Source organism: Afipia massiliensis (genome assembly GCF_001006325.2).
Taxonomy (GTDB): domain Bacteria; phylum Pseudomonadota; class Alphaproteobacteria; order Rhizobiales; family Xanthobacteraceae; genus Afipia; species Afipia massiliensis_A.
Map to the genome: position 1 here is coordinate 1,742,489 of NZ_LBIA02000001.1, position 12,780 is coordinate 1,755,268.

The following is a 12,780-nucleotide window of genomic DNA, read 5'->3' on the forward strand; positions in this document are numbered from 1 at the left end:
TCGCTACGACGGGCGGCAGGCTCCTGCCGGGAGCCGACTCGGCTATACCACAACCTTGGCTTTCGGGGAAGGATGACCGCGTCCCCGGCAAGACGATTGCCTTCACATAGGCAGATGCGATTCGGATCGAAAGGTTGGGGGACGAAGGGGCATGTATCTCGACAAGCTAACGCTGAACAATTTTCGATCCTTTGCGGAGTCGGAAATTCCGCTGTGCAAGGATCTCACTCTGCTTGTCGGAGAAAACAATGGCGGCAAGAGCAACGCGATCGATGCCATTCGTCTCCTGACTGCTCCGCTGGGTGGGCGCCGGGAGATATATTGCGAGCCGACCGATATCCGGTTCGGTAGTACAGAACGGAAGTTCGAACTGACCGCTACCTTCGCGGAGTTGAGCCCGGCTCAGCAGGGGCGGATGATATCGGCCGCGACCGACGCGGCAATCAGTGGATGTGTCTTCGGTCTACAATACGACGAGACAACGGGGCGCTTTCCGATTCGACCGGCTTTGTGGGCGGGGCATCAGCGGGGCAATCCCGAGCCCGGGTGCCACGAGATGGTTCGTCACGTCTATTTGCCGCCGCTTCGCGATGCGAAGCGCGCGCTCGCCTCGGGTAATCCGACACGGATTTATGCGTTGCTGAATCACTTCCTCGAAGGCGGTGATCCGGAGGATCTGGCCAAAAGCCTGCGGCGCGGCGTCGAGGCGGAGATCCTTGGCAAAGTCGGCGAAGCCGTCGAGGTCGGATTGAGTGCCCTGACGGCCGGTGTCCGTCGCCAGGCGGCATCGCTGGGTTTCGCGAGCGACGAGAAGCTGATCGATATCGCGCGTGACCTCCGCTTCAAGCTCGCCGATCATGGTATCGAGCCCGAAGACCTCCGTTACTCGGGGCACGGTTACGCGAATCTTCTCTACATGGCCACGATTGCGGTCGAACTCGAGAAGGTTAACGACGCCGATCTGACACTCTTCCTCGTCGAAGAGCCGGAGGCGCATCTTCACCCTCAGCTTCAGGCAGCGGTTTTGAGTTTCCTAGACGAGCAGGCCGAGAAGTCGCGCAAACCCCGCGAAGGCCACCAGGGGCCAGCGGGAGAGTTGCAGGTGATTGTGGCGACCCATTCACCGAATCTGTCGGCGTGGGTTGAAAGTAAGAAGCTCGTCTTTTTCCGCTCCTTCCTTCCAGTGCCAGTGGAGGGATCTACCGGTGACGCAGGAGAGGAACCGCAGCCGCTCGCCGGCGTACCTGCGGAGATGATGCCGGAAATCGAGCCGAACCCGGTCATGCCGGTCGATCGCCCGAGGCGGGTAACGCGCTGCATCCCGCTCGCAGTGCTGGCGCTTGATCCTGTCGAGCGCCGCAAGGTTGATCGCTATCTCGACGTCACCAAATCCGCCTTCCTTTTCGGAGGTCGCGTACTCCTCGTGGAAGGTATTGCCGAAGCGCTTCTGCTTCCCGTCATAGCCAAGAAGATCGTGCTGAAGGACGATGCCGAAAAGCTACGCCTGTTTCGATCGGCCGTATTCGTGCCGATCGACGGGGTTGATTTCCAGCCTTACACCAAGTTGCTGCTTTCGCCGTTCAACGAGGTTCGGATCGCGGACCGACTCGTCGTGTTGACGGATGGCGATGGCGGCGAAGTAGCGGAAGGCGCGGTCAAGCCAGGCGCCGCGCGCAAACGCGACCTCGAGGCGCTCGCTGCGGGACTTGGCGCGACCGAACTCCTTGAAGTCGTCATCAACGATTATTCCCTGGAAACCGAGCTGGTCCGCGCCGACAACGCCGCCGTCCTCAAGGGGGTCTATCTCCAGCTTCACCCACGTTCGGGTGACAAGTGGAACGCAGCGGTTGCGCAGGCTGGTGCTGCCCAGGCTGTGGCGATCCAAAAGCTCTTCGAGACGACACGCAAGGGCGACTTCGCGCAACTCCTTGCAGAGGAGATCAACAAGGGCGCGGCCTTCACCGTGCCGGGCTATTTGAAGACGGCGATCGAGGCCCTGGTGAAATGATCGCAAAGCCGTTCGAGCCAACCGACGAGCAGCAGCGGGTGATCGAGCATATAGGCTCGGCGTTCATCGCGGCGTGTCCGGGCGCGGGGAAGACCCGCGTCATGGTCGAGCGAGCGCGGAGGCTTCTTAGTAGTGGGCCACCGGGTCGCGGCATTGCCTTTCTGTCCTTCACCATCGCCGCCGTTTCCGAACTGGAGGATCGGCTACGCCGGGAGGGCCTGGTCGAGACGCCGGCGTTTCCGCACTTCATCGGAACCTTCGACGCGTTCCTCTGGCAATTCCTCATCGCGCCGTTTGGTGTCGATGGCTGCGACGCCAAGCCGAAGCTGATTCCGGACAAGGACGATCGATCGATTCAGCCGTTTCCTGCCGCGCAGGCCCTGCCGCTGGAATGTTTCGACCGCGTGACGGGAGACGCCATCCCGGCCATGATCCAGCGCCACGGCTTTCGTGGAAGGATCAACGCGCACGAGACGGCGGCGCGAAACACGCGCGCGCACTTTCTGGAGCGCGGCGAACTCGACTTCGCCGACGCGCGTTCCGTAGCGCTCGCCCGACTGCGCGATCCGGTATGCGGGGCGGTCTTCGGCCCAGCGTTTGCGGCGCGCTTCCTCGAGCTCATTGTTGATGAGGCGCAGGACTGCAATCCGGTCGACCTGGAGATCATCACCTGGTTTCGCGCGGTCGGTGTGCCGGTGAAGGTGATCTGTGATCCGAACCAGGCGATCTACGGCTTTCGGGGCGGCGTAACGCGGGAACTTGGTCAGTTCGCAGAAACGTTCGGAGAGGCCGAGCGACTGCCCATGAACGGAAATTTCCGGTCTAGCGGGCATATCACGAAAGGCGTGGCGGCCTTACGTGCGACCAACATGCGCGCCGCAATCGACGAGGCGCTGGGAGAGCATCGCGAAGAACCAACGGCGGTTCAGATCCTGTCCTATTCGGGCAGGGGTGTCCCATCGACGATCGGGGCGAAATTCCAGGAGCTCACGGCAGCAATGGGACTCGCGGCGCGAGATTGTCCCGTCGTCTCAGCGACCCGCCGGGCCGGCGCAAACGCCCTTGGCCATCCTCAGGATTCCGGGGTCCGGGACCTCAGCTACAGACTGGCGGTCGCCGTGAGCGATTTCCACTTTTCGTTCGAGCTTGGCGGCCGGAAGGAGGCGCTCGTCGCCATTCACCGGATCATGCTCGAATTGGGCGGCCGCATGGGCGGAAAGACCTATCACCAGCATCTCATAGACGCTGACGTGGCCCCCGATGCGTGGCGGCCAGAAGCACTCGCTTTGGTTCAGACGCTCCGCTTCAGCCCGGAGCGGTTCGCGACCGCCGAGGCATGGCACGACGAGGCACGCCGGCTGCTGGCGCCGTTGCTTCCGGCCGGCGGCCAATCCATCAATCAGCGTCTTCGCCGTAACGGCGAGCTGGCGAGGGCATTGGCGGTCGCGCCTGCGACCGGCCATCCGGCACGGACTATCCATAGCGTAAAGGGGATGGAGTTTCCTGCGATCTGCGTGGTGATGTCGCCGAGTACCGCGAAGGGCATCGTCGATTTTCTGGCTAGTGATGCTGCGGACGACAATGAGGAAGCCCGCAAAATCTATGTCGGTGCATCGAGGGCGCAGCGACTGTTGGCGATCGCGTTGCCCCGTACCCAAGCCCCTCGCTTGAGGGATTTGATGACGGGGATGGGCGGCGTGGTCGAGCTCATCGCACTGTAGCGCCGTTTGTCACTCGGCTGGTCTCGGGGGCTCGGCGGGGCATTTGGCTGGATTGCGTTCCGGTTTATTTGGGTGGGCGTAGCCATAGCCGCGATACTTGAATTCTTACTCGTCCTCACTGGATAAGGTTCGACTTCCTCACACCGCCCGGTGATGTCGGCATGTGAGGACCTAGGCTGGGCTGCCTTTCTTGTCTATGTCGGCTTCGCAGACAGCGACGTACTCCTCCATGAGGTCATCAATTTTTCGATATGCGTGCTCGAAAAGCTCTAACGCACCGATAAGGCAGTTGAGAACCAGACGCTCGGAATTTTTTGTGTCGCGCAGCCCGCGCCCGAAGTGCGTGATGAGAGTGTTATCATCACGGGTCGAAAAAATTGCTGCCGAGCCAGCCCAATTCGGATGAGCGATTTCGCTCAACCGTTCGTAAGCGCCGAAATAGCCGGGTATGATCTCGTCTAGTTTTTGAACCATGGTCAGTGCGTTGATTGCTTCGGGCATACGGCACCAAGTTAAGCCGCTCGCGTCGCTCGCGCGTCCTTTCTGGCTTCCTTCGCGGCTTCGTCGGCCTCGATCTGCGCTCGTGTGCGGCGGGCACGCTTGTGCGGTGCTGGCGGAGCTTTCAATGCCGAGATTCTGAACGCCGGATACTTTTCTATTTCAATCGACATCGTTTCAGCCCACCGGTCGCCGTAGTCAAATCCGGAATTGGAGTTCTTCGGTCGGTGACCTGTGATGTGTCCTTCAACCTCTCTGTCCATTGGGATGCGCCGCGCCACGCTTTTGAATGTGTGTCTCCAACCATGATTCGGCTTGATACCGTCCGGAATCAGATTCTTGGAGTGCAGCCATTCGGCCAATCGCTCTGCAACTTTTTTGAATTGTGGGTTGCCGGCCTTACCGCCGCGTCCTCTATCTGGATCATAGAACAGCGGTTTTCCCGACTTCCGGCGGCGATCGACGTAGTCTAGGAAGCCTTGCTCTCTAAGGTGGGAATGGATCGGAACGGTACGCCACTGCGCTGTCTTCTCAAGCGACGGTTTGATCTGCATGCACCATATACCGGTCTCTTTGTCCTTGGCGACGTCGTCCGGATAAAGCGACGTCACCTCATTGACCCTGGCTCCTGAATAGCAGCACAACCAAGGCAGCCAGCGACGGGCCGCAGCGGTCTCTTCAGAGATCAGATGAGAGTGGCCGTCGAGCGTTGCTGTCAGGATGGCTTCAGCTTCCTTCTTGGTGAAGCCCTTCTTGCGTGGCCGCAGGCTGTTCGTAGCGACGCTATTGCGGACCCTAATCTGCAAAAACGGATTTTGGGCCAGCCGTCGCCGCTCGACCATGAAGCCGGCCGTCGCCGACAACGATGCTATCCAGACGTCGCGGATCGACTTTTCGGCGTAGCCCTCGGCCTTCAGATGGTCGGCCCACTTATAGCCATCCGCCGTTGTCATCTGGGCTAGGTCACGGTGTTTGAGCCACTTGCAGAACGCCGCGATCTTCGGTCGCCAGCGCTTCGCCGTCGGACCGTCCTTTCCGCCCTTCAAGGCACCATTCTCGACGTACTCCTCGAACGCCAACACCAAGTCGAGCTTGGGTGATGTTCTTTTCGGCAGCTTCTTCAGTTCCGGGTTAGCGCTATAATCGCCTTCAGCAGCTCGCCCCACGTCGGCCACCGCGTCCCGACGAGCTCTAAGGTATAGCGGTTTGAACCTCTCTACATCGGCAGGCGAGGCGCTGACGCCCTCTCGCTGTAAAAATTCGCATACCGCCTCGTCTAGTGCCGCAGCGTCATCCGCGTTGTCGGGATCGGGTATGCCGGCGGCCATGCGCATGACCGAGAATCCGGTTGGGTTGGCTATGACTGCGTCCCGGGCGGTGATGTGTGCGACCCCGCGCAGGGCGTGCAGATCCTGATGTGACAGGGGTTCGATTTCCGGCACGAGGTTCGAAGCTGCTGCCGGCGCGACAAGGCGAGCCCATTCGGCTTCGATGGCTGCGGAAATTTGGCCTATACGCTGATTGGCCGTCCGGAGATCGGTAGTGTCTAAAGACCGCCAAACCTCACTCTTTCCAACAAGAGAGCGCAGCTTTTCGGGGACTTTTTTGCGGAGCCACCAAGTGTTGACCTGGCTACCGTTAGCTTTCTTGGGACGGATCGGAGTAGGCATTCTTACGCTCGGCATGGTGGAGAACCTCGGTGTAGAACCGACGGTTCAAGAAACCCCGAAACCAGCGTATAAAACTGTATCTATTGGGCTTTTCGCGTGCCTCGGTGGCGAGTCCCTCCCTCTCCGCCAGTTTCGTGTAACCTGCTGGGTTACCAACGAAATTTCAGACAGTTATTCGGCGACTTCCTGAACTGGGACATAACCCTGGTACAGAACCGAATTTTTTATGTCCTACTCGTCGCTTCATCTCGTGAAACGTGGCCGTAGCTACTATTTCCGGCGTGCGATACCGGACGATCTCGCAAGCCTACTATCTTCACGCGAGATCAAAATCTCTCTGCGCACTTCCGACGCAATTAACGGAAAAATACGCGCCCGGTATTTGAGCAGCACACTCGATTTGGCGTTCAGGGATTTGCGACAGATGACAACGATCTCCAATGATGTGATCCGCGAGCGCGCGAAAGACTATTTCAAGAAGCGTCTAAGCCAATCGCTTGAACATGTGTTTCTTCTTCCGCTTGATAAGACGTGGGATCGGCTTGCTGGGGTAGGCTATCTGCAGGATCACGAGGCTGAACTCCGCGCAAGGCTAGCAGAGCAAAATTTCACTCCTAGCATTCAGTCAGACGCACTCGGTCTTTTGGACATCGCCAATCTCACCCCGGCGATAAAGGCTTCAGAGGCCTTCCATTACGCGTGTAACGCGATTACGCGCGCTAAAATCGAGGACGCTCGAATTCTGGCCGCCCAGTTCTCAGGGCAATATGACAAAACGTTACCGCTCGATCCATTGTTTGCCGGAATTGTTGTAACGGAGCTTCCCCCGCTTCCTGGGGAAAAGCCAATTCAATTAGGTCACACGCTGGCGTCGGCAGCTGATGTATTTTTCAAGTTTAAAAGCAAGAATGATTGGACGGCAAAGACAGCGGCAGATGTCAAACGGGTCCTCGCCCTTGCGTTAGCCCGGATCGGAAGCGAGCGGCCAATCAATTCTGTTGGCATCGAAGATGTGAAGGCGGTTCGTGATGCCCTTGGGCTGCTTCCGCCAAATTACATGAAGGCATCATCTAATAAGGGGATCAGTGTTCAAGAAGCTATCGACGCGAACATCTCGGGCGTATCGCTCTCCATTAAAACCCAAGATAAGTACTTTACGATGTTCCGGCAGTTTCTGATCTGGGCTTCTAATGAAGGTTACATCGATAAGGTGCCGGGAGCCGGCGTAAAGGTTGCAGGGGTTTCAAAGCTTTTGGCGGGTGAACAACGGGGCCCGTATTCGCTTGATCAGCTGAAACAGATATTCTCATCGCCGATTTACACGGGTCATAAATCTACTGTTGTTCGTCACAAGCCAGGAAAGCTGTTGATCCGGGATGGCAAGTTTTGGGTTCCGCTCATCGCGCTTTATTCTGGAATGCGCATGGGCGAAATCGTCCAGTTACTTGCTTCGGATATCAAGGTTGAAAGCGATATATGGTACTTTGATGTGAGTAAGGGCGAGGGAAAGTCTCTCAAGACAATCTCAAGCAAGCGCCGTGTCCCAATTCATCAGCTACTGATTAAGATGGGCTTTCTGAAGTATGTGAAAAGCTACGCCAGCAATCAGCGTTTATTCCCTGAAATAGAAAAAGGAAAAGACGGATACCACTCACATAACTTGAGCAAATGGTGGGGAAGATATTCGAAGCAGGTTAAATTCAAGTCTCCCAAAACGGCATTTCATTCCTTCCGGCATAATTTTTTGGATGCTCTTCAGCAACAAGGTTTGCCAGAGTATTTAAACAAGGCGCTGATGGGGCATGCGGATAAGAGCGTGCACAGCCAATATTCAAGTGGTGTAAAAGTCAGTGTTTTAAAGGAAGCGATAGACAAGGTGTCGTTTGATTTTGATCTTTCGCACCTCGCGTTAGAGAATTAAGGCGAGACCTATGCGGCGCTGACCGCATATTTTCTCAGGCGGACGTGCGGGGTGCATGGCCCCTGAACTGTGCCACCTCGCGAAAAACCATTTGTGCCAGGAGACAATCGATCCCTAGTTAGGTCATCGATATAATCTCGCTGGAGGGTGCGGTGGCTTCTCAACTTCCACTAGTTGTTTCGGATACTAGTCAGCTTACGCTTGCGGATAAGCAAAGGCGGACGGCTACTGCCGAGCTCTCGCTATCCTACGGGCCGAAATCGCTTTGGTTGGTAAACATCAATGGGTTTGTCGGGCCAACAATTTTCTCAGCGAGCGTGACATCAGCTGTTCCTGAGAAAATCATTCAAGAGCCCTTTTTCAAAGAGCCGCCAGCCCTTCATGCCACACAATGTCACCTTCATAAGTATGAGTACCAAGGTGTGGTGCATACTGAGAAAACGATTACGACAGAGCCGCAACATATAATCGACTGCCGAACTTTGAGCGCCACCGCTCTGCGTCGAAAATACAAGGCTGAGGCAAGCTCTCATCGAAATATGCTCCACCGAGCACTGAGGCGTGGGAATGTCATCCATCCCGATTTTCAGAAGTTCTGCAGCTTTCTGACGCACATTGGCCCCGTGCCATGCGGGGGAGCATCGTTGGATCGCATCAGCAACGACGACCTGGAATACGCTCCGGGTAAAGTGCGGTGGGCGGACAGGCGAACCCAAAATTCAAACAAGGGCGACACCTTGCTCTTTCAATGTTCGCGTTCAAATAAGAACTATACAGCGTCGCGCCTGGCAAAGCTTCAGAAGGTATCGCCAAACACTATCCGGACGCGCCTAGCGCGGGGGTGGAGCGACGACGAAATAATTGAAGGCAAGCGCCAAGACAGGTCGCTCCGATCTAGGCACATATCTCAACAGTCTTACCTTCACAAACAAAATGATCGTACTCAGCTTCCGACCCGCGAAAAGACGAGCGGCGAACTTGCATGGGAGAAAAGAGCTAAAACTGCTCAGTGGTATCGTGATCACGAAGGCGAGGAATATTGTATAGCTGATCTCCAAACGCTCAATGAAGTTGCCGGTGAGTGTGGCTTAAGTATTAGCCGCGAGGCCCTTAAGCGAAAGTTCGCCAAATGGTGGCCGGATTGGAAGCCCCACCTGCGGATAGACCGCCTACCGGATTGGGCCAAGGAAATGATTGCGGAGATCGAGGGGTGTTCTCTGATAGAGATTGCGCAGCGCAAGGGTCAGTTGCACGATCTTCTTTAAGAGGCTTGAAAACGCGTCGTGCCGCCACCGTGCTATGCGGGTAACTTGTCCTGAAAAAAGTCGTATGTTGAAAAACTACAAGCTCAGTGTTGAAAAAGAGCAGCTAAGTCAGCTTTGCGGTACATTAATTTTCGGCTCTGCTTTACTCGGGGCGGCATTTTGCCAGCAGCCTGCAGTCGTCGAAGTGTCCGTACCGAAAGGCCGTACTGAACGGCTGTCTGTTTAATAGAAAGAAGGGGAGAGTTTTCGGCGCGTGTGCGCAGCACGTCCAAGTCTGGAAAGTGTTCGCCATCCCTGAGCATGTGTATCCCTGTGCATCTTCAACAGTTAAGTTTGCATAGTTCCGCAAATGCGTCCGGTAAACAATGCCAGGCAGCTTTAATGGTCGCAAGTGCGTGCCGATCCTTTCGGGGACATGCGTCACTGAGGGACATGCTCAGGGACACGGGGAAAAGACGTCGGATACCCCCTTTGAAAATGAATAGGCTGCTCCCATCAAAGCTTTAGCAGTCATTGAGCCATCGTTTCTTGGTGATGGAAAAGTGTACCTCTAAGGGCATCCCCGCTCAGGACACCGTCTCGGCGCGAAGCTGTCGGCGGAGTGTATCGGAGGCGCATAAGAGGACACCCCTTTACAAGGTGAAGATCAGGATCATCGTCTATAGTGGGTTTTAAGTTTCACGCTCCCCGCAACAAGCGAGGAGAGCATGAACGGACGAACGATTTTACAAGATGCCAAAGATCGGCTGGCCGACGAGGTTCTTGGGACAGCCATCGCAGTTCCGGAGCCTTTAGCGGTTTCCCCATGGGTGGCGATGAGCCTGCTTCAGAAGGCAATCCGCCGAAGTGAGACGGCACTCGCGTTGCAGGCTGCAGTGACGCTACTGCAATTGTCACCCGAACGCCTCTGGCGTCGGATCGGCTGCGTCGCATTCGAAGATGTGGGAGTAGCCGAACTCGAATGGCTATCGGTAACTACCGCCGCTCTATCGGGGAAACGCTATCGGACGAGCATCGGGAGCGAATGGCAGATTGCTAGCTACCTCGTCTCTCGAATGTCCCAAGGCAGTCAGTGCCGAAGCGCGGATGACCTGCTCCTTACTGCCGAATTGCACCCCAGGTATCGACGAGCGCGCAGCGAGCTTGCAGGCAAATCCACCGCAGATTTGTTGCGTATCGTATCCGGCTCGGCAGACCTTCCGGTTCGGGCAATTGCCGCCTGGTACGCTATTGGAACAGATCGCCGTCCATCACCCTACCTCTTTGAACGCAAGGGCGATCCCGGCGCACTGTTTGACTGGATGTGCGAGGCCGGGCTTCCTCACACCGTCGTTGAAATATCGAGAGAGGGTTTCCGCAGGGTGGGCGAAGTCCTTTGCCCGTTTGTCGCTCTACTGAGTTCGACACACCTTCCGGCGCAGTTACCAACCGAGGCGGATACCTTTCCCCCGGAAGTATTGATCGGCGACGGCATACCGAGTTGGGCGTTCGATATGTATACGCGAGAAGGTAGGGCCGCGTACCAAGCTTTCCTGCGGGGAAACAGCCAAAGCGCCAAATGGGTTCGAACATTCGTTCCTAAGCCGGAGCGGGTCCAATTTCTCGGGACGGCGATATTCCGCGTCGAGGGTGGTCTGGTCAAAAACCGCCTTCGTTGGGACACCGGGGATTGGCTGAAGCGTTCCGTCGATATCGAGTGCCACGGTCCGCGTTGTTCTGACGCCACGGAGCTATTGGCTCTCGTACGGGCCGATATTCCCAGCATCAACGAGGCGAGGGCAGCCCATGTCGGATGATCTAAATCGCTATAATCCTCCATTCTCGAGACCCAAAAAACCCGAATTGGCACACCTCAGTGCAATTAATGACAGGCCTGAACTTACAGATAAAGTTCGGGCATATGTTCGTGAGAGCCTGTCTCCAAGTACTCAAATCGCTTATCTCAGCGACCTTCTTCATTTTGAGGGCTGGGGCGGGCGTATTCCTGCCTCACCCGAGACGGTGGCGGAATACATCGTCGCACACGCTGACAGTCTTAGTGTTGCCACCCTCAACCGACGTCTTGCCGCAATAAGCAAAGCCCATCGATCCCATGGCCTAGCCACCCCAACATCCACCGAACTCGTCAAATCTACAGTACAGGGCTTAAGACGCATCAAAGGTAGCGCTCAGCGACAGGCTAAGCCCCTCATGAAGGAAGACTTAGTGGCAGTACTGGACGTTATCGGAGGGCGGCCTAAGGACGTGCGCGATTGCGCACTGCTTCTACTAGGTTTCGCGGGCGGCTTCCGAAGGTCTGAGTTAGTCGGGTTGGCTTGCACAGACGTTGAACCTGTCCGTCAGGGTATTGTAGTCAACCTCCGCCGCTCAAAAACCGATCAGAACGGGGAAGGGCGTAAAATCGGTATTCCGCGCGCAAAGGGCCGGTGGTGCCCGGTTGCGTCGCTAGAACAATGGCTAGATCGCTCTGGCATCACCGAAGGCGCCCTGTTCAGACCAATCGACCGTCATCATCGAATTGGCATGAAACCGCTGTCAGGCGAGGCTGTATGCCTGATCGTAAGGGATCGGGTTCGGTCGGCTGGTATCAATCCAGTCGGTTACTCGGGTCACAGTCTCCGGGCGGGGCTTGCCACCAGCGCAGCTCAGGCGGGTGTATCGAGTTGGAAAATTCGTCAACAAACAGGGCACGCGTCGGATGCGATGCTTGCCCGGTACATTCGGGACGGAGAGCTTTTCACAGCTAACGCAGCGGGAGCACTGCTTTGAAAAAGCATTCCATCGCGGTCATGTGTCTGGTTTTGCCCACAAGGCCGGGTTCGTTTTGCCTTCCTTCCACCAAGTTGGCAGGGAAAGTGATCGATGGCGGTTCTCGCCCATGGTGCGTGCTGCACTCGAGAAAGGCATTGTATTGTGATGTGCTTTACGTATTCCAAGGATAACGGCCGAAGCCGTCTGCATTGAAAGCCTTGTACGCAGTACATCCGCTTCGCGCTTTTCTTCAGTGAATTCCCCGCCGGTAAGTGCGTCTAGTAATTCAGACATCAACTCGTCGAGGATTGCAGCTTCTTCGGGTGAAAACCTTAATCGCAACTCAGCGTACAACCCGTCGCACAGGTCCTGCGCTCCCCTTATTCTGGCTTCTGCAAGGAGCGCTTTGTTCTGCTCATCATATTTTGTCGACCAGTATTCAGAGGCCTCCAAAGCGACGCTGTGGACTGCCTCGCAAACTTCGTCGCATCGCGAAGCAAATTCGTCACGCCGCATTTTCCAAAAGTTAAATATTGCTCCCACAAGAGCGCCAATCAATGCGCCAATTAAACCCGAGAGAAGGATCATGGCTTCGGCAACAAACTACGCGCCGCAGCATCGGCCACATACGTTTCCGCTCTCTTCTTATGATGTTTGAAACGCGATGTGTGTGCCTCTATGCGGAGATGTCTCTTCAAATCGGCCTCTGAAAATCCTTCTCTTATCAGTCCGCCAAACGCCTCTTCTAAAAATGAGGAGCCGTATCCGGCGACATCGTCAAGAATGACGATCAATACCTCGCCTGATGCTTGCACTTCCTTCAGGGCGGGGATCAATTTTTCTTCGCGAAACGCTTGACCACTAAACTCGCCGTTCCTTCGGTATCGAGGTCCGGGATATCGGCTAAAATCTGTGGCGATTGAAAGCGTTCGCATTTTATCCTCTT

Annotated in this window: 11 protein-coding genes and 1 pseudogene; 7 read left to right on the forward strand and 5 right to left on the reverse strand. The window is 56.2% G+C overall.

The window, feature by feature from the left end; all coding sequences use genetic code 11:
• The first annotated feature begins 151 nt into the window (after positions 1-151).
• Both YH63_RS08295 and YH63_RS08300 read left to right on the forward strand, forming a co-directional pair.
• Positions 152-2,008, forward strand: a complete 1,857-nt coding sequence (locus YH63_RS08295; protein WP_046828011.1) for an ATP-dependent nuclease — start codon at positions 152-154, stop codon at positions 2,006-2,008.
• Complete coding sequence (locus YH63_RS08300; protein WP_205717109.1) at positions 2,005-3,729, forward strand: UvrD-helicase domain-containing protein; 1,725 nt, start codon at positions 2,005-2,007, stop codon at positions 3,727-3,729. Before YH63_RS08295 ends, YH63_RS08300 begins: the two co-directional genes overlap by 4 nt.
• Positions 3,730-3,900: 171 nt before the next feature.
• Here YH63_RS08300 and YH63_RS08305 read toward each other — a convergent pair whose 3' ends face one another.
• On the reverse strand, positions 3,901-4,230 hold the full coding sequence (locus tag YH63_RS08305; RefSeq protein WP_137325153.1) for a hypothetical protein: 330 nt from the start codon (positions 4,228-4,230) through the stop codon (positions 3,901-3,903).
• An 11-nt stretch (positions 4,231-4,241) separates the two neighbouring features.
• Complete coding sequence (locus YH63_RS08310; protein WP_046828009.1) at positions 4,242-5,897, reverse strand: DUF6538 domain-containing protein; 1,656 nt, start codon at positions 5,895-5,897, stop codon at positions 4,242-4,244.
• A 226-nt stretch (positions 5,898-6,123) separates the two neighbouring features.
• Here YH63_RS08310 and YH63_RS22010 point away from each other — a divergent pair.
• The 3 genes and pseudogenes from YH63_RS22010 to YH63_RS08320 form a co-directional block, all read left to right on the forward strand.
• Positions 6,124-6,309, forward strand: a pseudogene (locus tag YH63_RS22010) (DUF6538 domain-containing protein); the annotation flags it as partial.
• Positions 6,310-6,321: 12 nt separating this feature from the next.
• Positions 6,322-7,818 carry a site-specific integrase gene (locus YH63_RS08315; protein ID WP_170978673.1) on the forward strand — a complete coding sequence of 499 codons (1,497 nt, stop codon included), beginning with the start codon at positions 6,322-6,324 and terminating at the stop codon, positions 7,816-7,818.
• Positions 7,819-7,970: 152 nt separating this feature from the next.
• A complete protein-coding gene (locus YH63_RS08320) occupies positions 7,971-9,083 on the forward strand; it encodes a hypothetical protein (RefSeq protein ID WP_137325154.1) in 1,113 nt (370 codons plus the stop codon).
• An 83-nt stretch (positions 9,084-9,166) separates the two neighbouring features.
• Here YH63_RS08320 and YH63_RS22015 read toward each other — a convergent pair whose 3' ends face one another.
• Positions 9,167-9,385, reverse strand: a complete 219-nt coding sequence (locus YH63_RS22015) for a helix-turn-helix domain-containing protein (protein ID WP_083992602.1) — start codon at positions 9,383-9,385, stop codon at positions 9,167-9,169.
• Positions 9,386-9,790: 405 nt separating this feature from the next.
• Between YH63_RS22015 and YH63_RS08330 the strand changes: the two genes are divergently transcribed.
• Together YH63_RS08330 and YH63_RS21805 are read left to right on the forward strand one after the other, a co-directional pair.
• Positions 9,791-10,879: a hypothetical protein gene (locus YH63_RS08330; protein WP_052753836.1), complete on the forward strand. Its 1,089-nt coding sequence runs from the start codon at positions 9,791-9,793 to the stop codon at positions 10,877-10,879.
• A gap of 394 nt (positions 10,880-11,273) precedes the next feature.
• Positions 11,274-11,852 (forward strand): site-specific integrase, encoded by a 579-nt coding sequence (locus YH63_RS21805; RefSeq protein WP_246658125.1) that lies wholly within the window; start codon positions 11,274-11,276, stop codon positions 11,850-11,852.
• Between the two features lie 18 nt (positions 11,853-11,870).
• Here YH63_RS21805 and YH63_RS08340 read toward each other — a convergent pair whose 3' ends face one another.
• Together YH63_RS08340 and YH63_RS08345 are read right to left on the reverse strand one after the other, a co-directional pair.
• Positions 11,871-12,422, reverse strand: a complete 552-nt coding sequence (locus YH63_RS08340) for a hypothetical protein (RefSeq protein WP_046828005.1) — start codon at positions 12,420-12,422, stop codon at positions 11,871-11,873.
• The gene (locus YH63_RS08345; protein WP_046828004.1) at positions 12,419-12,769 is read right to left on the reverse strand and encodes an STAS-like domain-containing protein; all 351 of its coding nucleotides are present in this window, start codon (positions 12,767-12,769) and stop codon (positions 12,419-12,421) included. The genes YH63_RS08340 and YH63_RS08345 overlap by 4 nt, the downstream gene beginning before the upstream one ends.
• Positions 12,770-12,780: the final 11 nt, after the last annotated feature.

Bases quoted from the DNA above. Each gene is read 5' to 3' on its own strand.
- YH63_RS22015 (WP_083992602.1), bottom strand. From the start codon at position 9,385: ATGCTCAGGGATGGCGAACACTTTCCAGACTTGGACGTGCTGCGCACA.
- YH63_RS21805 (WP_246658125.1), top strand. From the start codon at position 11,274: ATGAAGGAAGACTTAGTGGCAGTACTGGACGTTATCGGAGGGCGGCCT.
- YH63_RS08345 (WP_046828004.1), bottom strand. From the start codon at position 12,769: ATGCGAACGCTTTCAATCGCCACAGATTTTAGCCGATATCCCGGACCT.
- YH63_RS08295 (WP_046828011.1), top strand. From the start codon at position 152: ATGTATCTCGACAAGCTAACGCTGAACAATTTTCGATCCTTTGCGGAG.
- YH63_RS08315 (WP_170978673.1), top strand. From the start codon at position 6,322: ATGACAACGATCTCCAATGATGTGATCCGCGAGCGCGCGAAAGACTAT.
- YH63_RS08300 (WP_205717109.1), top strand. From the start codon at position 2,005: ATGATCGCAAAGCCGTTCGAGCCAACCGACGAGCAGCAGCGGGTGATC.
- YH63_RS08340 (WP_046828005.1), bottom strand. From the start codon at position 12,422: ATGATCCTTCTCTCGGGTTTAATTGGCGCATTGATTGGCGCTCTTGTG.
- YH63_RS08330 (WP_052753836.1), top strand. From the start codon at position 9,791: ATGAACGGACGAACGATTTTACAAGATGCCAAAGATCGGCTGGCCGAC.
- YH63_RS08305 (WP_137325153.1), bottom strand. From the start codon at position 4,230: ATGCCCGAAGCAATCAACGCACTGACCATGGTTCAAAAACTAGACGAG.
- YH63_RS08310 (WP_046828009.1), bottom strand. From the start codon at position 5,897: ATGCCTACTCCGATCCGTCCCAAGAAAGCTAACGGTAGCCAGGTCAAC.